Below are 22,306 nucleotides of genomic sequence, written 5' to 3' on the forward strand. Positions count from 1 at the left end.
TTACCCCCCTACCCGTTCTGCGAACCCGGTGGAAGGAACGGCGGATTGCCCGGCAGCGGGGCGGTGTCGGCGGGCGACACCTGCTGCCCCGGTCCGGGTGGTGGCGGCGGCCCGACCGGGGCCGGCGGCAGCGGAGCGATGCCCGGGGTGAAGTCAGGTCCCTCGGGCGGCAGCGGGCCGACCGGCACGGTGCGCGCACCCGGCGGCGCGGGCGGCAACGGCGCAGGCGCCCCCGGCATGTCCGGCGGCAGCTGGCCGGGGATCGCCGCGGAGGGCACCCCTGGCGAGGGGCCGGGGCCGCCCGGATTCGGCGGTGAGGCCACCACATCCGGCGGCGTGTAGCCCTGCCCGGGCGGATTCGACCACGGGTTCGGTCCGAACGGTCCGGTCGACAGATGCGAGCACGGCAGCGGGTCCTCCGGCCGCGGCACCGTGTCGGCTGCCGGCGTGTACGAGCACGGATGGCCGGCGACCACGGCGGGCCCGGGATGCTCGGGCGTGCCCTCCAACACCTCGGGACCTGGCGGGGGAGCACCGTTGGGGAACCGGGTTCCGTTCGGATCGGGGAACCGCCACGACGGCAGGCCCGCGTCGCGCCAGAACTTCTCGGGGTCGATGCCGCGCTTCTTGAACGCGGCGTCGACGAACGGCTGCAGCAGCCACGGCGGCAGCAGATTGACCAGCATGACCTTGAAGAACGGGCCGGAGGCGATGGCCTCGGCCAGCGACGCGGTGAACTTGCTGAGCGTGGACAGCACGTCGACGAGGTCGAACTTGCGGTCCCGCAGGATGTCGCTGACGTTGCGCAGCTGTTCGAGCACCCGGTTCAGGTTCGGGTTGTCCTTGACGAACCCGGCGACCTGCTCGGAGAACTGGCTGACCCGTTCCAGCAGCATGCTCACCGCGTAGCTGCGCTCGTTGATCGCGGCGAGCAGGGTCTGCGCGTTGACCAGGAGCGCGTTGATCTGCTCGCTGCGGTCGCCGAGCACACCGGCGATCTTGTTGGCGTTGGCCAGCAGTTGCCGGACCTCTTCGTCGCGCTTGCCGATGGTGTCGGAGAACCGTGCCACCCCGTCCAGCGCCGCGCTCAGGTGCGGGTAGGTCTGGTCGATCGTCTCCGACAGCACGTTCAGTGACCGCTTCACCGTCTCGGTGTCCCAGCCCGAGGCGGCCTTCGTCACGTCGAAGAACGCGTCGTAGATCTGATACGGCGTGGTCGTCTGCCCCAGCGGGAGAACGCCGTTGGAGCGCAGCGCCTCCGTGCCGCGCGGCTCGATCTCCATGTTCTTGCGGCCGACGATGGTGTCGGTGCGGATCGCTGCCCGGCTCTCGGTGCCGATCTGGGTGCCGCCGAGCGTGTAGCCGATCTTGACTTTGTCGCCTTCGATCGCGAACGACTGCACCTGGCCCACGTCGACGCCGGCGATGCGCACCTTGTCGCCCGTGCTCAACCCGCCGGTGTCGGTGAAGTACGCGTAGTACATCGGCTGGGCGAACAACATCGGCATGCTCGCGAAGCTCTGCCCCACCCCGATCACCAGGACCAGGATGAGGATGCCCTTCAGACCGTTGCGAACCCGGTTCTCACCCTCGAGGACTCTCATTGCGGCGTGCACCTACCCGAGGGCTGGGACCAGACCTTGACCGTGCGCACCGGCCCGCCGGGCTGCAGACCCGGCAGCTTCAACGTCACGTCGCAGGCATAGAAGTTGAAGAAGTCGCCGTAGACACCGCCGGCGCGGCCGATGATCTTCAGCGCGGTCGGCAACCGGGTCAGGATGTCGTTCAGCTGATCCTTCTGGTCGACCAGCGGCTGCTGGATGACCTCCAGATGACCGACGGTGCTCTGCAGCAGAGGCCGGTTCTCGGCGAACAGGTCGCCGATCGTGCCGGCCGCGTCGCTGATGTCGGCCACCGACGTCGCGATCGGGTCGGCCCGGTTTTTCAGGCCGGTGATCAACTTCTCGAAGTCCACGAGGGTCTCGTCGAATTGCTTCTGGTGCTTGACGGTGGTGTCCAGCACGGCGTTGAGGTTGCGGATCACCTCGCCGATGGCCTGGTCACGGTCGGCCAGCGCGGACGTCAGCTGCGCCGTCTGGTCCAGGATGTCGTTGATGGTGCCGCCCTGGCCCTGGAAGATCGTGATGATCGACTCGGCGATGTTGTTGACCTTGTCGGGGTCCAACGCGCGGAACACCGGCCGGAAGCCGCCGATGAGGGCATCCAGATCCAGCGCGGGCTCGGTCCGCTCGATCGGAATGGTGCCGCCTGCGGGCAAGCGCTGGTCGTTGTCGCCGCGCTTGAGCTCCATGTAGCGGTCGCCGATCAGGTTCAGGTAGCGGATCGACGCTGTCGTCCCCTGGTACAGCGGCAGGTCGCGTTCGACGTTGAAGTCGACCTTGACGCGTTTGCCGCCGTCGATCAGCTCGACCTTGGACACCTTGCCGACCTCTACACCAGAGGCACGGACGAATTGGCCGGGACGCAGCCCGCTGGCGTTGCTGAAGATCGCCGAATACCCGGTCGTGCGGTCGAACCGCATCTGACCGAACACCACGATGATGATCGCAGTGAAGAGCAGCAGCACCACTGAGAAGGCGCCGAGCTTGATGATGGTTCCGGTGATTCTCATGGGTTGATCGTGAACTCCCCCAACTGACGGCCCCAGATGTATTCGCTGCCGGGGAAAATGAGCGGCACTGGTAGCGGGACGGCCACCAGCGGCGGCGGTCCCGGAATAACAGCCGGGATGAGGCACGGCGGCAGGCCGGCGCAACCGAACGGTGAAGCCAGCTCGATGTGGTTGTACGGCGCGATCGAGGCGCCGGTGTCCATCACCAGGTACGGCGCCGGCCACAGGTCACGGGTCACCGGCTGCCAGCAGCCCGGCTTGCCTTCCGGACCGCCCGAGGCGTTCACCCGCGGCAGGTTGTCCGGGTAGACGTAGGCGTTGCTGGCGCCGAGAACCAACGAGTGGGTGTTCAGCGAGTAGCCGTTGCCGCCGAGGACCGAGGCGAACTTCGGCTCCACGTCGTGGTAGTTGCGGATCGTGCAGTACAGCGCGGGGCTGTACTCGTCGAGCAGCGCCGAGGTCGGCAGCAGGTCCTCAGCGCCGCGGACCAGGTACGGGCCACCCTTCTCGAAGATCTCACCGCCGGTGTTGCCGAAGCCGATCGAGGCCATCAGCGCCTGGTCGATGTTGCCCTGCTGCTCGTTGAGCGTGCGGGCCGTGGTGACGGCGTTCTCCAGGCCGTCGAACAGATCCGGCGCAGCGTTGGCGTACGTGTCGCCGAGGTCGGCGAGCAGCCGGTTGTCCTCGCGGATCTGCGGCATCCGTGGGTTCAGGTCGGCGAGGATCTCGTTGCCGTTGATGATCGACTGGCCGAACCGATCGCCGAGGCCCTGCAGGGCCTGCGCCGTCGCGCTCAGCGTCTGGTTCAGCTTGATCGGGTCGACCTTCTCCGCCACCGACGTCACCGTCTCGAACAAAGTGTTGAACTCCGTCGTGACGTGTGTCGCGTCGATGACGTCGCCCGGCGCGATGCGTTGCGGCGACGGGTCTTTCGGCGACGAGAACGAGATGTACTTGTTGCCGAACACCGTCGTCGCGCTGATGTTGGCGTCGACGTTTCTGGGGATCAGCCGCAGGTACTTCGGATCCACCTCGAGCGTGATCTCGGCCCGCGTCTCGTCGCCGACAGTGGTCGCGTTGACGGCGCCGACCTTGCCGATCTCGACGCCGTTGAAGGTCACCTTGGCGCCCGGGTCCATCGAGAGGCCCGCGCGACCCGACATCAGGATCAGCTTGTCGCGGTCCAGGAAGTCGCCGCGGAACTGCATGTACACCAGCACGATCGCGACGATCGTCAGGAGCGTCAACACCAACCCCGCCAGCTTGAATGGCGGGGTCCTCGGAGCGTTCAGCGGTGCCGTCATGCGCTACACCGTCAGGTTGAAGTTCGGGTCGGTGCCGTACAGCGCCAACGAAGCGAACAGAACAACGCAGACGATCGCCACCAGCGAGGCCCTCATCGACCGGCCGACGGCCTCGCCGACGCCCACCGGGCCGCCGCTGGCGTAGTAGCCGTAGTAGCAGTGGTTGAGCATCACGATGACCGAGATGATGATCGCCTGCACGAACGACCAGAACACGTCGTCGGGGCGCAGGAACGTGCGGAAGTAGTGCTCGTAGGTGCCGATCGACTGGCCGTAGAAGAACGTGGTGGTCACCTGCGCCGACAGGAACGACATGATGATCGCCATCGCATACAGCGGGATGATGACGATGAAGCCGGCCATGATGCGGGTCGACACCAGATACGAGATCGACTTGATGCCCATCACTTCGAGGGCGTCGATCTCCTCGGCGATGCGCATGGCACCGAGCTCGGCGGTGGCGCCCGCGCCGACCGTCGCCGCAAGCGCCTGACCCGAGACCACCGGCGCCGCGATGCGGACGTTGATCAGCGCGGCGAAGAACCCGGTGAACGCCTCGACGCCGATATTGCCCAGTGAGGCGAAGCCCTGAATGGCGACCAGCGACGAACCGGACAGGGTGACGAAGCCGACGATCGCGACGGTGCCGCCGATGACCGCCATCGCGCCGGTGCCCATGCCGATCTCGGCGATCAGCCGCAGCGTCTCCCTGCGGTAGTAGCGCAGGGCGTGGCCGATTGAGCCCATCGCCGTGATGACGAACCAGGCGACATGACCGACGCTGTCGAGAAACCGCCCCGGCGCACCCAATGCCCGCTCGGTGCGGGCATAGCCCCGCGGGAAGCGTGCCCGCAGCACGTTGACGTTCGTAGTGGCCATATCAGCGCCCCGTCCCGAATCGGACACCGATGGTGGTGAGCACGACGTTGACCGCGAACAGAGCCACCACGCAGAGCACCAGCGTCTCGTTCACCGCGGTGCCGACGCCCTTGGCGCCGCCCGCGACGGTCAGACCGCGGTAGCAGCCGACCAGCCCGGCGATCAGACCGAACGTGCCCGCCTTGATGATCGAGATGACGACCTCGGGCAGGCCGGTGATCAACGTCAGCGTGGACACGTAGGCGCCCGCGGACACGTTCTGCAGATAGACACCGAATATGAAGCCACCCACCAGGCCGACGGTGATCACCGCGCCGTTGAGAAGGACTGCCACGAACGTGGAGGCCACCACGCGGGGAACGACGAGGCGGTGGATGGGGTCGATGCCGAGGACCTCGAGGGCGTCAATCTCCTCGCGGATGGTGCGGGCACCGAGGTCGGCGCAGATCGCGGTCGAGCCCGCGCCGGCGACCACGAGCACCGTGACCAACGGACCAAGCTGCGTGACGGCGCCGATCGCCGCGCCCGCGCCCGACACATCGGCCGCGCCGAACTCGGCGAGCAGGATGTTGAGGGTAAAGATGAGGAGCACGGTCAGGGGGATGGAAACCGCAAGGGTGGGCAGGAACGCCACCCGCATCAAGAACCAGCTCTGCAGCACGAACTCGCGCCACTGGAACGGCGGACGGAACAGGGCCTTACCGGTGAGCACACACATCCGCACAAAGCCACCGACAGCCTCCAGCGCCGGCCGGGCCTGATTGGTGACGTACTCACCAAGCCGCGGCTGTGTGGCTGTCACCAGCGCGCTCCTGCGCCCACGCCACGGCCAGCGCGGCGGTACGGCAGCCCCTGTCGCACGCCCCCTCCTTGCACCAAACCCATGTATGTGAGCACCCTCTCCCTACCCGTGGGTAGTAAGACGGACCACAGGACTGTACCCGATGCCACGGCCGAGTCGCACCGCATCCGGCGGATTGAGACCTGAACCGTTAGCAAACCCCCCGCTTTCCCTCATCCTTCGGTCCTACCGGCAGAAACTGTTGCCGCAGAGGAGTTTTCGCTAGCGTCAACCGACCTTGCGGCGCCGAACCGGTTTCGCAGTTCTGTCTTGAGCACTTTTCCGGCCGGGTTGCGCGGCAAAGCATCCACGATTTCCAGATGCTTCGGGTGCTTGTAGCGCGCCAGCCGTTCGTTCAGAAAGTCCTTGAGATCGGCCAGGCTGAGGTCGGGTTGCGTGACTGCAGCGACCGCAACCGGGACCTCGCCCCACTTCTCGTCGCGTCGTCCGATCACCGCCACTTCGGCGATCGCGGGGTGGGCTGCGAGCACGTTTTCGACTTCGGCGCAGTAGATGTTCTCGCCGCCGGAGATGATCATGTCCTTCTTGCGGTCGACCACCCAGATGTAGCCCTCTTCGTCCTGGCGCACCAGATCGCCTGAGTGAAACCAGCCGCCGGCAAAAGCTTCGGCGGTGGCTTTCGGATTGTTCCAATAGCCGGCCATCAGCGTGGGTGCGCGATAGACGATTTCGCCGACCTGACCGACCGGCACATCGTTCATGTCGTCGTCGACGATGCGGGCGCTGACGGTCGGGATGACCTTGCCCACCGAACCGAGTTTGCGAATTGCGTCGTCGCCCAACAACATACAGGTCACCGGCGACATTTCGGTCTGGCCGAAAGCCGCGAGAATCTGGCAGCCGGGGAAGGTTTCGGCCATCGCGCGCAGCAGCGTGTCCGATGCGGGCGCGGCACCCCATGACAACACACGCAGCCGCAGTCTGCGTGGATTGGCGCGCTGTTCGGCGCAAACGGCCTGCCACTGTGCGGGCACGAGAAAGATGCCGGTGACCTTTTCTGCTTCCAGAACATCGAGCAGTGCGCCGGGATCGAAATCGCCGAGCGGGTAGATGACCGTCGGCGAGCCGAGCAGCAGACCGATGATCATGTTGCCGATGCCGGCGATGTGAAAAAGCGGGATACCGATGAAGCCGACGTCATTGTTGATGTCGGCGCCGCTGGTGAACAAGAACGTCATCGCCTGTCCGGCGATGTTGGTGTGGGTGAGCACCGCACCCTTCGGCCGCCCCGTCGTGCCGGAGGTGTACATGATCAGCGCCGGCGAGTCGTTGGGGATGTCGACCGGCGCGGGCGGGTCACCGGGTTCGTTCAACAAGTCGTCGTAGCCGAGCACGCCGTCCTCGGTGGACCCGCCGGCGACGATGACGGTCTCGAGGGTCGGCTCGATGCCTTTGACCGCGGTCGCCACCCTGGCCAGCACGGCCTCGGTGATCACCACCTTGGCGTCGCAGTCGCTGACCAGGAAGGCGATCTCGGGCGGGGTCATGCGAAAGTTCACCGGCACGGCGATGGCGCCGAGCTTGTTGGCCGCCAAAAACGACTCGATGAACTCGGTCCGGTTGAGCATCAGGATCATCACCCGGTCACCGAAGCGGACCCCGCGACGGCTGAGCGCACCGGCGAGCGCGGTGACGCGGCGGTCGAGCTCACCCCAGGTGGTGGTTTGACCGAGGAAGCGCAGTGCGGTCGCGTCGGGCTGCATGAGCGCGTGCCGCGCCAATTGATTGGTCCAGTTCTGCCTTCTCGCGAGATACGGCTGATCGGTCGGCGACGGCTGATCGGTCAACGGCTGCGCTCCCGGTAGCAGGGTGTTTATATTTGATCAAACATGGTGTCGTCCCGGTCACACTATGGCCTTGGCGGTCAGGGGACAACCCCTCGAATGGAGGCCACGTGAACGCACCGGCGAAAGCAGTCCGCCGCCGCCGGCCGACGGTGCGCCGCGAGCAGATGTCCGACGAGGTCGCGGGGCATCTGCGGGCTGCGATCATGTCCGGCGCGCTGCTGCCGGGGACCTTCATCCGGCTCGACGAAACAGCCGCTCAACTGGGCGTCAGCATCACGCCGGTGCGCGAAGCGCTGCGCACGCTACGGGGTGAGGGCATGGTGCTGCTCGAGCCGCACCGCGGCCATGTGGTCGCGCCGTTGAGCCGACGCGACATCGAAGACATCTTCTGGCTGCAGTCGACCATCGCCAAAGAGCTGGCGGTTGCGGCCACGGAGCGGATCACCGACGACGAAATCGACATGCTGTCGCGGCTCAACGACGAGTTGGCCGCCGCCGTCGCGACCCGTGACGCCGAAGCCATCACGGCCGCGGAGTTCGCGTTTCACCGCTGCCTGAACCACGCCACCGGCCGAATCAAGTTGGCGTGGTTCCTGCTTCACGTGGCGCGCTACATGCCGCCGCTGATCTATGTGTCCGATCCGCAGTGGGGCGTCGATGCGGTGGAGAACCACCGCCAGCTGATCACCGCCCTGCGCCGGCGCGATGTCGACGAAGTCGTCCGGCTGACCGGATGGCAATTCGACGACGGCGCACGGCGATTGACGGCCCAACTCGAGAAGGCCGGCGCCTGGAGCTGAGGCGTTGGTTGCTTCTTGGTTGCTTGAGGCCTCAGTTGGTCAGTTGGACTTCTTCGAGCCCTTGCCGGAATTCTTGCCGCCCTTCTTCGAGGCGTCCGGCGTATTGGCGATCGCGGCCGCCCTCGACTTGCTCATGCCCTTCTTGCGTAGGCCCTCGTACTGTTTGTCGTTCTTGACACTTGAGCCGTGGTCCTTGGCCATGTCGCCTCCCTGCGGTGTTGTCCGCAGGGAGTACCCGGTGTGATCAACTGCCGAACGTGAAGTCTCTGCGAGATTCGTGCCGGATTTTCGCAAGGGCTTCACGTTGGGCGGGTGCGTGACTGACGGACCGGGTGCGTGACTGACGGACCGGGTGCGTGACTGACGGAGCGAGCGCGTGGACTGACGGAGCGGTTAATTTCGTGTCCGGCGGGTATCTCCATCCGAAGAAGGAGGTCATCATGCATGCGTTGAATGGCCTACTCGGTGTGGTGCTGGGGATCCTCGGGGCCGTGCTCGGAGTGGTGCTCGGAATCGTGGCGGCGCTCGTCTGGATCGTCGGCTTGGTGCTGTGCGTGACAGTTCTGTTGATCCCCCTGGGGATTCCGGTCATGAAGTTGGGCCGTCGCCTGCTGTCGCTCGCCGGGGACCTGATGCATATATAACGCAATCGAAGGAGGCCGCCGTGCGCCTACTACGAGGGCTCGGGGGCGCGCTGCTGTGGATCCTCGGCGGGCTGCTCGGCCTCGTCGGGCTGATCCTGTGCGTGACGATCATCCTGCTTCCGTTGGGCATACCGCTGGTGCGGTTGTCCGCCAACTTGTTGCGAACCGCTGCGCAGCTGATGCTGCCCCGCGCAGTGGCCCATCCGGTCAAGGCCGCCAAGAAGCAGAACCGCAAGATCCAATCGGCGGCATCGAGCACAGCCAGTGATACCGCCAAGAGCGCCCGCAAGACGGCGCGCAGGATGCGTAAGCGCATCGCCTGAAAGACCCTGCACCACAGGGGCGTTGGCGTGCCGAGTGGCGCCCCGGTGCACTTGGTTGTCTTTGTTCCTCTTGCCGACGCTCATCGATGTCGCGCCTGACGCGGTTGCACAAGCCGGCGTTTGCCACCTAGAACATGTTCGGCGCCGCATGGTTCCGCCGGTCAAGGTCATTTATTTACGCCATTGCAGGTTTTTGTCAGCAGGGGCGCGCGATCATGAGTGCTCCGCTCGTCGCACATCGGCGAACAGGCCCACTTGTCGTATGGCGGTACCGGCAAAACGTCAGGCGACTACGCAACATTCGTTCAGCTATCGACGTGAGCGCCGTCACAATTGACGGCAGCGTCGGTTTCTGGACTCTTGGCAGTTCGAGAGCCGGCGACCGCGAGCGCCGTCGCGGGTACGGCCCGCACGGGTTCTTGAGTCGCACCGCGAGCGTCGTCTCTCCATCAGCCAGTGCATGTCTGCCGCGACTCCTATTGCGATACACCGAGTTTCACCAATTCTTCGGTGGCGGCTCGACCGGCACCCGTTGGGCCGGAACGACCGGCGCGCGCGTCCCGGGTTCTCGTATCGCCGGTTTTCGCGTCCGGCGCTGCGGCGCGCACGGCGCATTTGATGCTCTTATTACGCAGCAAGTGGTTGTTAGCACGCGCAGCAATCCCTCGAGTTCCGTCCTATTCGCCTGGTTCAGCAGGGCGGACTCTTCCCTTTCTTGAATTTCTTACGAACGTCGCAAAAGGCAATTCTAATTTCTCTGCCGCGGCCACAGACGTTTATGGTCAGCTTTGAATTTAACCGCTCAAAGCGTTAGCTGACTCAACTTAGGTAGCACTAATCTCTCGACATAACCGCCGATATGTCAACTTCCAAGAGGACGTTGACGTGCGGATACACGACGTTGACAACCTCCAGCGGTAAATGTCGAGATCGACCGGAGGTAATTAACGGCATTTTTGTTTTAGCCGATTCGCCGGTTCCGCATTTGGGTAGCCCTGCATTGCGAGTCGTGGAGCTAGGAATGATCGGAAAGCGTCTCTTAGATTTTCAGCGCCGTACAGATACCTATATGGGAGAAGGAGAGTGGGATATGTCCAACGGAGCGAAAGTCGCTTTGGCCGTCGGGGCCGGCTATATGCTTGGAAGAACCCGCAAGATGCGGTTGGCCCTCATGCTGGCGGCGGCCGGAGTGACGGGGAAGTTCCCCACGACCCCGACCGCTCTTGTGGCGCAGGGGTTGAAGTCTCTTGGCGCGAACGCCGACGTCACCCAGTTGACCGAGCAGCTTCGCGGCGAACTGCTCAATGCGGGTAGAGCCGCCGCGCTGACAGCGGCGACGAGTCAGATCGACGCGCTCAACAACAGGCTGCAGGGCGTGACGTCCGCCGTCGGCGCGGACGAGGCGCTCGACGGCGTCGGCGGAGCGGTGGGCAAGGTCAGTCGGCGACGGGCACGCTCCGAGGACGACGAGTACCTCGATGAGGATGAGGACTACGGCGGACCGGATGAGGACGACGAACCACTCGACGTCGACGAGGTCGACGACTACGACGACGAAGACGACGTCGACGAGGATGATTCCGCCTTCGACGAGTCCGATGAAGACGACGCGGATTTCGACGACGAAGACGTCGATGAGGACGAGCCCGAGGAGGCCCCCGAACCCCCGGTGACTCGGCGGCGGACGGCCCGGCGGCCCAGTGCGCCACGGAAATCGGCACGAACGACGAAGCGCACCGCTGCGCGGTCAACTGCACGGCGAGGACGGTGAGAACGATGACGCAGGCAGTAAAAGGGGCGAAACGCCAAGCGGGTCGCGCCACCAATCAAGCCGGTAAGCAAGCACAGAATGCGGCGCCCGCCAGCCCACTGCAGGCCTCCCTGCAGCAGCTCGCGGGGACGGTCACCAACCGCGCCATGTCGTCGCTCTCGAACGGCTTGGGCAGTGCCACCACTCGCCTAACCGACTATGCGGAAAGCGACGGGGGAAAGGGATTTCTGTCGGCGATCACCGGCCTGGAGGACGTGTCATCACCCGTCAAGTCCATGGTCAAGAAGGGACTTGGCGATGCCGGTAGCAAGGTGAAGGACGCCGCAGGATCGCTGTTCGGCGGCAAGGGCAAAGGCGGTGGCGGCAAGAAGTCGAAGGTCACCAACATCGTCGAACACATCGACATGGGCGCACCTGTCGACCTTGTCTACCGCCAGTGGACGCAATTCGCGGACTGGCCGAAATTCATGAAGAAACTCGAGCAGGTCGAGCAGGTGTCCGACGAGAAGATGCAGTGGAAGGCGCAGGTGTTCTGGTCGCACCGGACCTGGGAATCGACCATCCTCGAGCAGGTCCCGAACGAGCGGATCGTGTGGCGCTCGAAGGGCCAGAAAGGCCATATCGACGGGGCGGTCACCTTCCACGAGCTGGCACCCAACCTCACCCGCGTCGTGGTCGTCCTGGAATACCACCCGCAGGGCTTCTTCGAACGGACCGGCAACCTGTGGCGGGCCCAAGGTCGACGCGTTCGTTTGGAGCTCAAGCATTTCCAGCGGCAATTGATGACGGATGCGCTGCTGCACCCCGACGACATCGAGGGTTGGCAGGGCGAGATCCGCGACGGTGAAGTCGTCGAGAACTCGTCCGACGAAGACGACGACAGCGACGAAAGCGACGAAAGCGAGGAAGACGACACGTCATCGTCAGCCGAGTCGAACGGCAAGCAACGACGCACGAGCACTCAACGGACCGCCAAGTCGGCGGCCGCGCGCAAGTCGAGCGGGTCTGACTCAGCCCGGACGGCGACCAAGACCGCGCCGGCTCGCAAGACCGGTGGATCCGCGTCCAGCCGAAGCAGTTCGAGCCGCACCGGTTCCGGCCGTCGTGCCGCCGCAGCCAAGTCGAGGAGCCGATCATGACAACAGCAGTACAACCCGCTTCCGGTGCCAACGGCCCAGCCGGCGGCCCGAGTTCGAGCGGCCTGGCCGACGTCATCGACACCATCCTGGACAAGGGTCTGGTCCTCGATGCCTACGTACGGGTCTCACTCGTGGGGATTGAGCTGCTGACGATCGACGCGCGAGTCGTCATCGCCAGCGTTGACACCTATCTCCGGTTCGCGGAGGCGGTCAACCGGCTCGACATCGCGAAAGAGGATCCGAAATCCGGCCTGCCGGAGATCGTGGACGACGTCACATCCGGCGCAGCCGAAAGCAAGACCAAGGGCGTGCTCGACGCCGCAGGCGACAAGCTCGGCGAAATTCTCAATCCGGAGGAGGAGCCGGAACGGAAGAGGACTCGTGTTCGCAGCAGGCGGGAGGACCGATGAGCACAGCGCAAGAGACGGAGACTCGCTCGGAGAGCAAGACCGCCGTCTACGTGTACGGGATCGTGCCGGGAGACGTGGAAGTGCAGAAGAACGCCAAAGGCGTTGGCGAGCCGCCTGCCACGGTCGACATCATCCATGAAGGTGATATCGCCGCACTGGTCAGTGAGGTACCGCTCGATCAGCCGCTCGGAAGACCAGAGGATCTGCAGGCCCATGCGCAGTTACTCGACGGCACAGCGAGCGTGGCTCCGGTTCTGCCGTTGCGGTTCGGCGCCGTGATGACCGACGCCGATTCCGTGGCCGACGAGCTGCTGCAAGCCCATCACGACGAATTCGCGGCGGCGCTGGAACAACTGGAAGGCCTGGCCGAATACATCATCAAGGGCCGCTATAACGAGAAAGAGTTTCTCTCGCAACTGCTTTCCCAGGACCGGCAGGCTGCGCAGCTTCGCGACGACATCCAGAACAAGCCGAAAGATGCGTCCCGAAACTCGCAAATCGCGCTCGGCGAGCTCATCGCCAACGTCATCGAGCAGCAACGCGCAGCCCACACCAACGAGGTCATCGAAGTTCTCGGTGAGCTTGCCGCCCAGGTGAACCCGCGCGACCCGACGCACGAATGGGACGCCGTGCACCTCGCGATGCTCGCCGAGGTCGAGCGGCAGGCCGACCTCGAAGATGTCGTCAAGCGGCTCAACGAAGAGTGGCGCGACCTGATCAGCGTGCGGTTGCTGGGTCCGCTTGCGCCGTATGACTTCGTCGTCGCTGCCAAGCCTGGGGGTTGAGCGTGGGGTTGTTTTCCGGCATCGCCAAATTGCCACTCGCTCCGGTGCGCAGCGTCGTGGCGCTTGCGGAAGTCATTCAGCGCCAGGTCGAGCAGGAGATGCGCAATCCCGCGAACACGAGGCGCCAACTGGAGGCCCTCGAGGAGGCGCGCGAGCGCGGCGAGATCACGCCTGAAGAGGAACGCGAGATGCAGCAGGAGATCCTCGAGACCCGAGTTGCTCCTAAGGCGGAGACCGACGTTCCGCCGGATACGAGGTGAGGAAGATGACACAACGCACCCGATCGCGGTCGCGGCCCGATCCTGATGGAGAGGAGCCGTTGACGGCGCGGGAAGCAGTCGCACTGGTTCGGGAGTACATCACCGAGATGACCGAGGCGGAACCGGCCCGCATGACGTCGGCGGCGCCGACCGACGAGGGCGGCTGGATCATCGAGGTCGAGACAGTCGAGGACCGCCGCATCCCATCGTCGGCCGACATTCTCGCGCTCTACGAAGTGGAGCTCGATTCGAACGGAGAGATGTTGGCCTACCACAGAACTCGCCGCTACATGCGCGGCCAGACCGGCGATGGTGGTGGCGCGTAGTGACACTTTCTCCCAATGACGACTTCTCACCGGTTCAACGGGTGGGCGGTCAGGCGGCGTCTGGTGGCACGAACCTCGCCGACATTCTGGAGCGGGTTCTCGACACCGGCATCGTCATCGCCGGCGACATCCGGGTCAATCTCCTCGATATCGAACTGTTGACAATCAAGTTGCGGTTGGTCGTCGCGTCACTGGAGACGGCCAAAGAAGCCGGAATCGATTGGTGGGAAAACGATCCGTGGCTCAGCGGTAAGAGTTCGCGGCTGCAGATGGAAAACGAGCGGCTGCGCGAGCGGATCGAAGAGCTCGAAGCGGGTAACGGGCAGCGGCCAGCGCTGCGAGGCAAGACCACGGAGTACGAGGATGCCGACTGAAGGTGTCTGGGCATACGCGGTGGTCGGCGGTGAGGATGCGGGGCCGCGCATCGCCGGATTGCACGGTGTGGCAGGCGAACCCGTACGGGTGGTCTGGCATGCTGACATCGCCGCGGTGGTCGGCACCGTCGGCCTGGATCAGTTCGGCGAGGACGCACTGCGCCGCAACCTCGAGGACCTCGACTGGTTGGCCGCCACCGCGAGGGCGCACGACGCGGTGATCTCCGCGATCGCCCGGTTCGGGCCGGTGGTGCCCATGCGCATGGCGACCGTCTACCTCGACGACACCCGAGTGGCACATCTGCTGCAGACCAGACGGGACGACTTCGCCGCAGCACTTCGTCATGTGACAGGGCGGGCTGAGCTCGGGGTCAAGGCCTACGCCGATCCCGAAATCGTCGCCGGAGCGCAGGAGTCGGTACCCGCCGGTGAAAAACTGTCCGGCACGGCGTATCTGATGCGTCGACGGCGTGCCCTCACCGCACGGGAGGACGCCTTCCGCGTCGCGTCGCAGCACGCCGAGCGGATCCACGCCGAACTGCTCGCTCACGCCGTCGACGGAAAACGCAAGCCGGCCAGCGACCGCGCCCTGTCCGGCCGCAGCGACTGGACGGTGCTGAACGGCACGTATCTGGTGAACGTCGACGACATCGACTCCTTCACTGAGGTCGCCGACGCGCTCGATCGCGACATCCCCGGTATCGATGTCGAGGTGACGGGCCCGTGGCCGCCCTACTCGTTCGCCGGCGACGTCGTCACCCAGGACTGACATGCTGCCTGCCGACAACAACCGGGAAGTCGCGTTGGTCGACCTGCTCGACCGCGTGCTGGCCGGCGGCGTCGTCATCAGCGGCGACATCACGCTGTCCATCGCCGACGTCGACCTTGTGGTGATCTCGCTGCGCACCCTCGTCTCGTCCGTCGGATCGTTGCTCGCCGATCTCGACCTGGAGGACACCGGATGACCGCGCCGCGGCACCGCATCAACGCCGATCCCGCGACCGTCGAACGCGGTCTGGCCAGCCTGGTGCTGACGTTGATCGAGCTACTGCGCCAGCTGATGGAACGTCAGGCGATCCGAAGGGTCGACCACGGCGACCTCAGCGATGAACAGGTCGAGCGCATCGGCACCACGCTGATGTTGTTGGAAGAGAAGATGACTGAGCTTCGCGAGCATTTCGGGCTCGAACCCGAAGACCTCAACATCGACCTGGGCCCGCTCGGGCCGCTGTTGTCCAACGACCGCTGAGCGACGGCTATTTGGCGGCCAGCTGTTCGGCGCGCGTCTTGAGGTTGTCGGCGAGGTAGTCGAGTGTGTCGGAGATCGCCTTCTTCACCATCGTCTTCGGGATGGACAGCTTGGTTTCCACTTCGAGGTCCACGGTCAGCAGCGAGGTCGATCCGATCGGCACCACCGAGAACTTCTGCTCCTGCTTGGCGAAGTGGTCGCCCTGCTGAAGCACCGTGTAGATCTGGTTGGGGCCCGGGTAGTAGACGGCCGTGATGAACGTGCCCGACTGCCCCTGCACCACCACGTCGAGGCGAAGCTGGCTGGGCCGCCCGTCGTTGTAGCGGGCCAGCACCCAGCAGCCCTTGATCTCCTCGTTCCACTCGGGATACTTCTCGAAGTCCGCGACGATGCCCATGATCGCCTCTGCGGACGCGTCGACCTCAACGGTCTTGCTCACCAACGGCATTACTGTGCAGCCTTCTCCGCGTCGTCTACGTCGATGCCAAGCGGCGACTGAGCCCGCACCGTCTCGTCGCGGATCAGCCCGCGCAGCAGCGCAGTGCTGAACTCGGCGGCGATCTCCTGCGCGGTGCGACGGCCCTGCGGGCGCAGCCAGCGATACGAGCCTAGCGTCATCCCGATGTAGCCCAGCGCGAGCACATGGGAGTCGCAGTCGTAGAACTCGCCGCTGGCGATGCCGCGGTCGATGACGTCGCGCACGTGCTCGTAGACCTGGGTTTCCTTCTCGCGGATGTAGGCCACCTGCTCCTCGGTGAACCACTCCGTGATGTAGGGCCCCTCCTGGAAGTAGACCGCGGCGCGTTCCACGTCGCTGGCGATGCCCACCAGGAGCCTGCGGGTGAAGTGGTAGATGGTCTCGCGCGCCGACGCGGACGGGTCGTCGTGCAGGGCCCCGACGGTGAAGTCGGCGGCGGTCTTGTAGATGTCGTAGAGGATCAGCGACTTGCTGGCGTAGTAGTGGTACACCGTCGCCTTGTTCAGGCCGACGGCCTCGGCCACGTCGTCCATCCGGGTGCCGTGGTAGCCCCTCGCGGCGAACAGCTTGGTGGCGACGGACAGCAATTCCTCGCGGCGCGACATTCCGTTCGGCGTATCCGACATTGCGACTCACTCTGCAGCAGGCCCGGACCGTCCGGGATTTAATCAATCAACTGGTTGGCCAGTCTAAGTGCAGAGGGTGTCTATGCCGACGCCGCGGGTCTAGACTTGCAAACGCATCGGCCGAACCGCGAGAGGGTGAGCTCATGGATCCGAACCCTGATTATGACGCCAGTGATGAGCTCGAGTATGGCGCCAACTGGTTCGGCTGGATCCTTCGCGGCGTCTATCCACCGCCGGCGTATCCCCCGGTTTGATCGGTCGAGCTGAGCATCTACCGCCCTACCAGGTAGGCGGGTCTACCAGGGTCTACCAGGTAGGGCCGGTGAAATACCCGTCGAAGCGGATCCGCTGCTTGCGCAGCAGGTCGAGTTCGCCGTCGGCGGGAAGCGCTTTGATCGTCGACTCTTTCAGCGTGGGAGGCGCACCGTCCCGCACCTCGTCCGGAGTTGTTTGCATAAAGCAATCGTTTCCGGTCCGCGGTGCGGGGACGTAAGTAGACGACTACCTCACTTTGCGCACGTCGGGTTGGGGCCGCGTATCGCCCTGGCGCTGCGCGGCGTCGCGATCGGTGACGATGTGCGGATCGGTCATCCCGTGCGAGTCCGCGGCGCCCTTCTGATGGCCCGGGGTGTCGGGGTTGTCCACGCGGTCGCCCTTGACCTTCGTCTTCGGGTCGATGCGGTCGGCATGCCTGCGCCGCTCCTCGATCTCCTCACGCGTGGTGCTCACGGCGTCGTGGTGATCGGAGGCCTGCTCCTTGAGCCGTGCGGCCTCGGCGGCCTTCGCCTCGGCCTCGGCCTCGGCGGCGCGTGCACGAGCAGCGGTTTCGTCGGCGATGGCCTGCCGCTTCTCCAGCTTCGAGCTGTGCGCGTTGACGTCTTCGCGAATCCGCTGGGCCTCTGCGTGCCTGCGCTTGTTCCGAGCGTTGCGCGCGGCGAAGATCAGCGCCGCGATCACGATCAGCGCCGCTATGGCGACGACTATCCAGACGACGGTGGTGTTGTCCATGGCGGTCCCTTTCATCTTTGCGGGAATCCCGGGACGTCGGTGACGCGCCCGCACGCCCGTTAACGTGCCCGCCAATTTCAAGTTCCCTGCGACCCGCCCCTCGAAACCCCGGAGCAGGGTGGGGCGCGCTGTCGGATTCGGTGGGCTCTTAGACTGACGTATCCCCCTCGTCCCACGACGAGGCTGCGTCGCAGCGCTCTCTCGCTGCGACCGGACCGTGACAAGAACCTAGATCGGATCGAAATCGATGATCATCGGGATTCCGCGCGAGTCGCTGCCCGGGGAAACACGCGTCGCCGCCACGCCGCAAACCATCGGCCAACTCATCAAGCTGGGCTATGAGGTGGTGGTCGAGTCCGGCGCTGGCGCCGCCTCGAGCTTCTCCGATGAGGCCTACACCGACGCCGGCGCCAGCGTCGGGTCCGCCGAGCAGGTGTGGGGCGCCGACGTGGTGCTCAAGGTCAATGCGCCGGACGACGCCGAGATCGCCAAGCTGCGCGACGGCGCCACCCTGATCAGCCTCATCTCCCCCGCGTTCAAGCCGGAACTCGTCGAGAAGTTGGCCACCCGCCCGATCACGGTGCTGGCCATGGACGCCGTACCGCGGATTTCGCGGGCCCAGTCGCTCGACGTGCTGTCGTCGATGGCGAACATCGCGGGCTACCGCGCCGTCATCGAGGCCGCCCACGAATTCGGCCGGTTCTTCACCGGTCAGGTGACCGCGGCAGGCAAGGTGCCGCCCGCCAAGGTGCTCGTCGTCGGCGCCGGCGTCGCCGGTCTCGCGGCGATCGGCACCGCGGGCAGCCTCGGCGCGGTCGTGCGGGCCACCGACCCGCGGCCCGAGGTGGCAGACCAGGTCAAATCGCTTGGCGGCGAATATCTTTCGATCGAATCACCGGAGGCCGAGGTCTCGGCCACTGGCTACGCCAAGGAGATGAGCGACGACTACAAGGCTCGTGAGGCGCAGCTCTACGCCGAACAGGCCAAGGACGTCGACATCATCATCACCACCGCGCTCATCCCCGGTAAGCCCGCGCCGCGCATCATCACCGCCGACATGGTGGCCTCGATGAAGCCGGGCAGCGTCATCGTCGACATGGCCGCGGCCAACGGCGGCAACGTCGAGGGCACCGTCAAGGACGAGCTGGTCGTCACCGACAACGGCGTGAAGATCATCGGCTACACCGATCTAGCGGGCAGGCTGCCCGCGACGGCCTCCCAGCTGTACGGCACCAACCTGGTGAACCTGCTCAAGCTGCTGACTCCGGAAAAGGACGGCAAGCTGATGCTGGACTGGGACGACGTGGTGCAGCGCTCGGTGACGGTGGTGCGCGACGGTGAGATCACCTGGCCGCCGCCGCCGGTCCAGGTCTCGGCGGCCCCCGCGGCCGCGGCGGCGACCGCGCCCAAGGTCGAGGAGCCCGCCAAGAAGCCGCTGACCACCGGCCGCAGGCTGGGGCTGACCTTTGCGGCCGCGGCGGTGCTCTTCACGCTCATCGCGCTGTCTCCGTCCGCGCTGCAGGTGCACCTGACGGTGTTCGCGCTGGCGATCGTGATCGGCTACTACGTCATCGGCAACGTGCACCATGCGCTGCACACCCCGCTGATGTCGGTGACCAACGCGATCTCCGGGATCATCGTCGTCGGCGCGCTGTTGCAGATCGGCCACGGCCCGGTCATCGTCACCGTGCTGGCCACGTTGGCGACATTGCTCGCCAGTATCAACGTCTTCGGCGGTTTCGCCGTGACCCGCCGCATGCTGGCCATGTTCTCGAGGAGCTGACGTGTCCATCCTGGAAACCACTGCAACCGCGGCGTACGTCGTCGCGGCGATCCTGTTCATCCTCGCGCTGGCCGGCCTGTCGAAGCACGAAACGTCAAAGGCCGGAAACACTTTCGGCATCGCAGGGATGGCGGTCGCGCTCATCGCAACGATCGCACTGGCTTTTGCGCGCCACATCGAACCCCTCGGCGTCGCACTGCTGTTCGGCGCCATGGCCATCGGCGCCGCGATCGGCCTGTGGCGAGCCAAGATCGTCGAAATGACCGGCATGCCAGAGCTGATCGCGCTGCTGCACTCGTTCGTCGGCCTCGCCGCCGTGCTCGTCGGCTGGAACGGCTATCTGCACGTCGAAGGCGATCCCACCGGCTCTGAGGCGGCGACGCTGGCCGGCGAGGGCATGCTCGGCATCCACTCGGCCGAGGTGATCATCGGCGTGTTCATCGGGGCCGTGACGTTCACCGGCTCCATCGTCGCCAACCTCAAGCTGTCGGCACGCATCAAGTCAGCGCCGATGATGTTGCCCGGCAAGAACTTCCTGAACGTCGGCGCGCTGGTGGTGTTCTTTGCGATGACGGTGTGGTTCGTCATCGACCCGCAGCTGTGGGTGCTGGTGGTGGTCACCGTGCTGGCGCTGCTGCTGGGCTGGCATCTCGTCGCCTCGATCGGTGGCGGCGACATGCCGGTGGTGGTGTCGATGCTCAACAGCTACTCCGGCTGGGCCGCCGCGGCGTCGGGCTTCCTGCTCGGCAACGACCTGCTGATCATCACCGGCGCACTGGTCGGCTCCTCGGGTGCCTACCTGTCGTACATCATGTGCAAGGCGATGAACCGGTCGTTCATCTCGGTGATTGCAGGCGGCTTCGGGATCGAAGCCGGACCGGCAGGCGACAAGGACTACGGCGACTATCGGGAGATCGACGCCGAAGGCGCGGCCGAACTGCTCGCCTCGGCCCACTCGGTGATCATCACGCCCGGCTACGGCATGGCCGTGGCGCAGGCCCAGTACGGCGTCGCCGAACTGACCCGCAAGCTGCGCGAGCGCGGCATCGACGTGCGGTTCGGCATCCATCCCGTCGCGGGACGGCTGCCCGGCCACATGAACGTGCTGCTCGCCGAGGCCAAGGTGCCCTACGACATCGTGCTCGAGATGGACGAGATCAACGACGACTTCGAGAACACCGACGTCGTCCTGGTCATCGGCGCCAACGACACCGTCAACCCGGCCGCCGCAGAGGATCCCAGCAGCCCGATCGCCGGCATGCCGGTGCTGCAGGTATGGAACGCCGCCAACGTGATCGTGTTCAAGCGGTCGATGGCGTCGGGCTACGCCGGCGTGCAGAACCCGCTGTTCTACCGGGAGAACACGCAGATGCTCTTCGGTGACGCCAAGGACCGTGTCGACGCGATCAACGCGGCGCTCTCGGTCACCGAAAAGGTCTGACACACAACCTCTCAGCGTCGGCCTTGTTCAGCGCTTGGGTCACCCCTTCCCCGCGAGCAGACGCAAATGTTCGCACTTTCCTGGGGGCTTTTGCGGGCATACGTGCCTGCTCGCGGGTGTAAGTCGGTTGGCTGAGTCGGGTGCGGCCCGCATATCGTCGTCCCATGCCTGTCGACCGGTTGCTGCCGACTCAAGAAGCCGAGGATCTCATCGCGCTGACGCGTGACCTCGCCGACAAGGTGCTCGACCCGATCGTCGATGCGCACGAGAAGGCCGAGACGTACCCCGAAGGGGTGTTCGAGCAGCTGGGCGCGGCGGGGCTGCTGAGCCTGCCGCAGCCCGAGGAGTGGGGTGGCGGAGGCCAGCCCTACGAGGTGTACCTGCAGGTGCTGGAGGAAATCGCGGCGCGCTGGGCGGCCGTCGCGGTCGCCGTCAGCGTGCACAGCCTGTCGTCGCATCCGCTGCTGGCCTTCGGCAGCGACGAGCAGAAGCAGCGCTGGCTGCCCGGCATGTTGTCCGGCGAGCAGATCGGCGCCTACAGCCTGTCCGAGCCGCAGGCCGGCTCGGACGCCGCCGCGCTGCAGTGCAAGGCGACGCCGACCGAGGGCGGCTATGTCATCAACGGCTCGAAATCGTGGATCACCCACGGCGGCCGCGCCGACTTCTACACACTGTTCGCCCGCACGGGCGAGGGTTCGCGCGGCGTGTCGTGCTTCCTTGTGCCCGGCGACCTGCCGGGGCTGAGCTTCGGCAAGCCCGAGCAGAAGATGGGCCTGCACGCGGTGCCGACGACATCGGCGTTCTACGACAACGCCCGCGTCGACGTCGATCGCCGCATCGGCGACGAAGGCCAAGGCCTGCAGATCGCCTTCAGCGCACTGGATTCCGGCCGGCTGGGCATCGCCGCGGTCGCTACCGGGCTGGCGCAGGCGGCGCTGGACGAAGCGGTTCGCTACGCCAACGAGCGAACAACGTTCGGCCGCAAGATCATTGATCACCAGGGCCTCGGCTTTCTGCTCGCCGACATGGCGGCCGCGGTGGCCGGCGCAAGGGCCACCTATCTGGACGCGGCCCGTCGACGCGACCTGGGCCGGCCGTACTCCGCGCAGGCCAGCATCGCCAAGCTGACCGCCACCGACGCCGCGATGAAGGTGACGACCGACGCCGTGCAGGTGTTCGGCGGCGCCGGCTACACCCGCGACTACCGCGTCGAGCGCTACATGCGCGAAGCCAAGATCATGCAGATCTTCGAGGGCACCAATCAGATTCAGCGGCTGGTCATCGCCCGCGGCCTGGCCACCTCCTGACCTTCTTAGCGCGAGCAGACGCTAAAGTCCGGGCTTTCCTGGGGCGATTTCTGGGGGTGATTGCAACAGCCACCTTGTTGGAGGTTGTTGTGTATCTGAAGGCTTATCCCTGGATTAT

27 protein-coding genes and 1 pseudogene are annotated in these 22,306 nt (G+C 65.5%); 17 read left to right on the top strand and 11 right to left on the bottom strand.

The genetic code is table 11. The annotated features are described in order from the left end of the window. Window positions 1-8: 8 nt before the first annotated feature. The 6 genes from CQY20_RS11960 to fadD5 form a co-directional block, all read right to left on the bottom strand. Window positions 9-1,604 carry a virulence factor Mce family protein gene (locus CQY20_RS11960; RefSeq protein ID WP_097940329.1) on the bottom strand — a complete coding sequence of 532 codons (1,596 nt, stop codon included), beginning with the start codon at window positions 1,602-1,604 and terminating at the stop codon, window positions 9-11. Further along, window positions 1,601-2,632, bottom strand: coding sequence for a virulence factor Mce family protein (locus CQY20_RS11965; RefSeq protein WP_097940298.1), 1,032 nt, complete (start codon window positions 2,630-2,632; stop codon window positions 1,601-1,603). Before CQY20_RS11965 ends, CQY20_RS11960 begins: the two co-directional genes overlap by 4 nt. Then, window positions 2,629-3,936: an MCE family protein gene (locus CQY20_RS11970; RefSeq protein ID WP_097940299.1), complete on the bottom strand. Its 1,308-nt coding sequence runs from the start codon at window positions 3,934-3,936 to the stop codon at window positions 2,629-2,631. The genes CQY20_RS11965 and CQY20_RS11970 overlap by 4 nt, the downstream gene beginning before the upstream one ends. A 3-nt stretch (window positions 3,937-3,939) precedes the next feature. Beyond that, the gene (locus CQY20_RS11975) at window positions 3,940-4,815 is read right to left on the bottom strand and encodes an MlaE family ABC transporter permease (RefSeq protein ID WP_097940300.1); all 876 of its coding nucleotides are present in this window, start codon (window positions 4,813-4,815) and stop codon (window positions 3,940-3,942) included. 1 nt (window position 4,816) lies between these two features. Continuing rightward, complete coding sequence (locus CQY20_RS11980; RefSeq protein WP_097940301.1) at window positions 4,817-5,617, bottom strand: MlaE family ABC transporter permease; 801 nt, start codon at window positions 5,615-5,617, stop codon at window positions 4,817-4,819. A 212-nt stretch (window positions 5,618-5,829) separates the two neighbouring features. Then, window positions 5,830-7,464, bottom strand: coding sequence for a fatty-acid--CoA ligase FadD5 (gene fadD5, locus CQY20_RS11985; RefSeq protein ID WP_097940302.1), 1,635 nt, complete (start codon window positions 7,462-7,464; stop codon window positions 5,830-5,832). Between the two features lie 107 nt (window positions 7,465-7,571). On the opposite strand from fadD5, the gene CQY20_RS11990 reads away from it, so the two are divergent. Beyond that, on the top strand, window positions 7,572-8,264 hold the full coding sequence (locus tag CQY20_RS11990; protein WP_371871041.1) for a GntR family transcriptional regulator: 693 nt from the start codon (window positions 7,572-7,574) through the stop codon (window positions 8,262-8,264). Between the two features lie 39 nt (window positions 8,265-8,303). Here CQY20_RS11990 and CQY20_RS34800 read toward each other — a convergent pair whose 3' ends face one another. After that, window positions 8,304-8,465, bottom strand: a complete 162-nt coding sequence (locus CQY20_RS34800; protein WP_165789253.1) for a DUF7218 family protein — start codon at window positions 8,463-8,465, stop codon at window positions 8,304-8,306. A 239-nt stretch (window positions 8,466-8,704) separates the two neighbouring features. Here CQY20_RS34800 and CQY20_RS11995 point away from each other — a divergent pair, with 239 nt between their 5' ends. The 12 genes from CQY20_RS11995 (at window position 8,705) to CQY20_RS12050 (ending at window position 15,545) form a co-directional block, all read left to right on the top strand. Beyond that, window positions 8,705-8,908, top strand: coding sequence for a hypothetical protein (locus CQY20_RS11995; RefSeq protein WP_097940331.1), 204 nt, complete (start codon window positions 8,705-8,707; stop codon window positions 8,906-8,908). Between the two features lie 20 nt (window positions 8,909-8,928). Beyond that, complete coding sequence (locus tag CQY20_RS12000; protein ID WP_097940303.1) at window positions 8,929-9,231, top strand: hypothetical protein; 303 nt, start codon at window positions 8,929-8,931, stop codon at window positions 9,229-9,231. 1,090 nt (window positions 9,232-10,321) lie between these two features. Next, a complete protein-coding gene (locus CQY20_RS34805) occupies window positions 10,322-11,002 on the top strand; it encodes a hypothetical protein (protein WP_163701025.1) in 681 nt (226 codons plus the stop codon). A 5-nt stretch (window positions 11,003-11,007) separates the two neighbouring features. Beyond that, on the top strand, window positions 11,008-12,141 hold the full coding sequence (locus tag CQY20_RS12010) for an SRPBCC family protein (protein WP_097940305.1): 1,134 nt from the start codon (window positions 11,008-11,010) through the stop codon (window positions 12,139-12,141). Continuing rightward, window positions 12,138-12,551: a gas vesicle protein GvpJ gene (gene gvpJ, locus CQY20_RS12015; protein ID WP_097940306.1), complete on the top strand. Its 414-nt coding sequence runs from the start codon at window positions 12,138-12,140 to the stop codon at window positions 12,549-12,551. Before CQY20_RS12010 ends, gvpJ begins: the two co-directional genes overlap by 4 nt. Beyond that, window positions 12,548-13,336, top strand: coding sequence for a GvpL/GvpF family gas vesicle protein (locus CQY20_RS12020; RefSeq protein ID WP_097940307.1), 789 nt, complete (start codon window positions 12,548-12,550; stop codon window positions 13,334-13,336). Before gvpJ ends, CQY20_RS12020 begins: the two co-directional genes overlap by 4 nt. 2 nt (window positions 13,337-13,338) lie before the next feature. Next, entirely contained in the window at window positions 13,339-13,596 is a 258-nt protein-coding gene (locus CQY20_RS12025) for a gas vesicle protein GvpG (protein ID WP_097940308.1), read from the top strand. Between the two features lie 5 nt (window positions 13,597-13,601). Further along, a complete protein-coding gene (gene gvpO, locus CQY20_RS12030) occupies window positions 13,602-13,922 on the top strand; it encodes a gas vesicle protein GvpO (RefSeq protein WP_097940309.1) in 321 nt (106 codons plus the stop codon). Then, window positions 13,922-14,296 (top strand): gas vesicle protein, encoded by a 375-nt coding sequence (locus CQY20_RS12035; RefSeq protein ID WP_097940310.1) that lies wholly within the window; start codon window positions 13,922-13,924, stop codon window positions 14,294-14,296. Before gvpO ends, CQY20_RS12035 begins: the two co-directional genes overlap by 1 nt. Next, a complete protein-coding gene (locus CQY20_RS12040; protein ID WP_097940311.1) occupies window positions 14,286-15,065 on the top strand; it encodes a GvpL/GvpF family gas vesicle protein in 780 nt (259 codons plus the stop codon). The genes CQY20_RS12035 and CQY20_RS12040 overlap by 11 nt, the downstream gene beginning before the upstream one ends. A 1-nt stretch (window position 15,066) precedes the next feature. After that, window positions 15,067-15,261 (top strand): gas vesicle protein, encoded by a 195-nt coding sequence (locus CQY20_RS12045; protein WP_097940312.1) that lies wholly within the window; start codon window positions 15,067-15,069, stop codon window positions 15,259-15,261. Continuing rightward, window positions 15,258-15,545 (top strand): gas vesicle protein K, encoded by a 288-nt coding sequence (locus tag CQY20_RS12050; protein ID WP_097940313.1) that lies wholly within the window; start codon window positions 15,258-15,260, stop codon window positions 15,543-15,545. The genes CQY20_RS12045 and CQY20_RS12050 overlap by 4 nt, the downstream gene beginning before the upstream one ends. 7 nt (window positions 15,546-15,552) lie before the next feature. On the opposite strand, the gene CQY20_RS12055 is transcribed toward CQY20_RS12050, so the two are convergent. Then, on the bottom strand, window positions 15,553-15,993 hold the full coding sequence (locus tag CQY20_RS12055; protein WP_097940314.1) for an SRPBCC family protein: 441 nt from the start codon (window positions 15,991-15,993) through the stop codon (window positions 15,553-15,555). Then, on the bottom strand, window positions 15,993-16,649 hold the full coding sequence (locus CQY20_RS12060; RefSeq protein WP_097940315.1) for a TetR/AcrR family transcriptional regulator: 657 nt from the start codon (window positions 16,647-16,649) through the stop codon (window positions 15,993-15,995). Before CQY20_RS12060 ends, CQY20_RS12055 begins: the two co-directional genes overlap by 1 nt. A gap of 146 nt (window positions 16,650-16,795) precedes the next feature. Between CQY20_RS12060 and CQY20_RS35450 the strand changes: the two are divergent. Next, a pseudogene (locus CQY20_RS35450) lies at window positions 16,796-16,903 on the top strand (CAP domain-containing protein); the annotation flags it as partial. Between the two features lie 52 nt (window positions 16,904-16,955). On the opposite strand, the gene CQY20_RS34810 reads toward CQY20_RS35450, so the two are convergent. Further along, a complete protein-coding gene (locus CQY20_RS34810) occupies window positions 16,956-17,105 on the bottom strand; it encodes a hypothetical protein (RefSeq protein WP_163701028.1) in 150 nt (49 codons plus the stop codon). Between the two features lie 45 nt (window positions 17,106-17,150). Then, a complete protein-coding gene (locus CQY20_RS12070) occupies window positions 17,151-17,657 on the bottom strand; it encodes a hypothetical protein (RefSeq protein ID WP_133119061.1) in 507 nt (168 codons plus the stop codon). A gap of 247 nt (window positions 17,658-17,904) precedes the next feature. Between CQY20_RS12070 and CQY20_RS12075 the strand changes: the two genes are divergently transcribed. The 3 genes from CQY20_RS12075 (at window position 17,905) to CQY20_RS12085 (ending at window position 22,188) form a co-directional block, all read left to right on the top strand. Continuing rightward, window positions 17,905-19,440, top strand: a complete 1,536-nt coding sequence (locus CQY20_RS12075; protein ID WP_097940318.1) for a Re/Si-specific NAD(P)(+) transhydrogenase subunit alpha — start codon at window positions 17,905-17,907, stop codon at window positions 19,438-19,440. Window position 19,441: 1 nt separating this feature from the next. Then, the gene (gene pntB, locus CQY20_RS12080) at window positions 19,442-20,881 is read left to right on the top strand and encodes a Re/Si-specific NAD(P)(+) transhydrogenase subunit beta (protein ID WP_097940319.1); all 1,440 of its coding nucleotides are present in this window, start codon (window positions 19,442-19,444) and stop codon (window positions 20,879-20,881) included. Window positions 20,882-21,045: 164 nt separating this feature from the next. Then, complete coding sequence (locus CQY20_RS12085) at window positions 21,046-22,188, top strand: acyl-CoA dehydrogenase family protein (protein ID WP_097940320.1); 1,143 nt, start codon at window positions 21,046-21,048, stop codon at window positions 22,186-22,188. Window positions 22,189-22,306: the final 118 nt, after the last annotated feature.

It is taken from the genome of Mycolicibacterium agri, from assembly GCF_002553505.1.
In the GTDB taxonomy this organism is placed as follows: Bacteria; Actinomycetota; Actinomycetes; order Mycobacteriales; family Mycobacteriaceae; genus Mycobacterium; species Mycobacterium agri.

Excerpts from the sequence above, each read along its gene's own strand:
- CQY20_RS11960 (WP_097940329.1), bottom strand. The coding sequence starts at position 1,604 with ATGAGAGTCCTCGAGGGTGAGAACCGGGTTCGCAACGGTCTGAAGGGC.
- CQY20_RS11965 (WP_097940298.1), bottom strand. The coding sequence starts at position 2,632 with ATGAGAATCACCGGAACCATCATCAAGCTCGGCGCCTTCTCAGTGGTG.
- CQY20_RS11970 (WP_097940299.1), bottom strand. The coding sequence starts at position 3,936 with ATGACGGCACCGCTGAACGCTCCGAGGACCCCGCCATTCAAGCTGGCG.
- CQY20_RS11975 (WP_097940300.1), bottom strand. The coding sequence starts at position 4,815 with ATGGCCACTACGAACGTCAACGTGCTGCGGGCACGCTTCCCGCGGGGC.
- CQY20_RS34800 (WP_165789253.1), bottom strand. The coding sequence starts at position 8,465 with ATGGCCAAGGACCACGGCTCAAGTGTCAAGAACGACAAACAGTACGAG.
- CQY20_RS11995 (WP_097940331.1), top strand. The coding sequence starts at position 8,705 with ATGCATGCGTTGAATGGCCTACTCGGTGTGGTGCTGGGGATCCTCGGG.
- CQY20_RS34805 (WP_163701025.1), top strand. The coding sequence starts at position 10,322 with ATGTCCAACGGAGCGAAAGTCGCTTTGGCCGTCGGGGCCGGCTATATG.
- CQY20_RS12010 (WP_097940305.1), top strand. The coding sequence starts at position 11,008 with ATGACGCAGGCAGTAAAAGGGGCGAAACGCCAAGCGGGTCGCGCCACC.
- gvpJ (WP_097940306.1), top strand. The coding sequence starts at position 12,138 with ATGACAACAGCAGTACAACCCGCTTCCGGTGCCAACGGCCCAGCCGGC.
- CQY20_RS12020 (WP_097940307.1), top strand. The coding sequence starts at position 12,548 with ATGAGCACAGCGCAAGAGACGGAGACTCGCTCGGAGAGCAAGACCGCC.
- gvpO (WP_097940309.1), top strand. The coding sequence starts at position 13,602 with ATGACACAACGCACCCGATCGCGGTCGCGGCCCGATCCTGATGGAGAG.
- CQY20_RS12040 (WP_097940311.1), top strand. The coding sequence starts at position 14,286 with ATGCCGACTGAAGGTGTCTGGGCATACGCGGTGGTCGGCGGTGAGGAT.
- CQY20_RS12045 (WP_097940312.1), top strand. The coding sequence starts at position 15,067 with ATGCTGCCTGCCGACAACAACCGGGAAGTCGCGTTGGTCGACCTGCTC.
- CQY20_RS12050 (WP_097940313.1), top strand. The coding sequence starts at position 15,258 with ATGACCGCGCCGCGGCACCGCATCAACGCCGATCCCGCGACCGTCGAA.
- CQY20_RS12055 (WP_097940314.1), bottom strand. The coding sequence starts at position 15,993 with ATGCCGTTGGTGAGCAAGACCGTTGAGGTCGACGCGTCCGCAGAGGCG.
- CQY20_RS12060 (WP_097940315.1), bottom strand. The coding sequence starts at position 16,649 with ATGTCGGATACGCCGAACGGAATGTCGCGCCGCGAGGAATTGCTGTCC.
- CQY20_RS34810 (WP_163701028.1), bottom strand. The coding sequence starts at position 17,105 with ATGCAAACAACTCCGGACGAGGTGCGGGACGGTGCGCCTCCCACGCTG.
- CQY20_RS12070 (WP_133119061.1), bottom strand. The coding sequence starts at position 17,657 with ATGGACAACACCACCGTCGTCTGGATAGTCGTCGCCATAGCGGCGCTG.
- CQY20_RS12075 (WP_097940318.1), top strand. The coding sequence starts at position 17,905 with ATGATCATCGGGATTCCGCGCGAGTCGCTGCCCGGGGAAACACGCGTC.
- CQY20_RS12085 (WP_097940320.1), top strand. The coding sequence starts at position 21,046 with ATGCCTGTCGACCGGTTGCTGCCGACTCAAGAAGCCGAGGATCTCATC.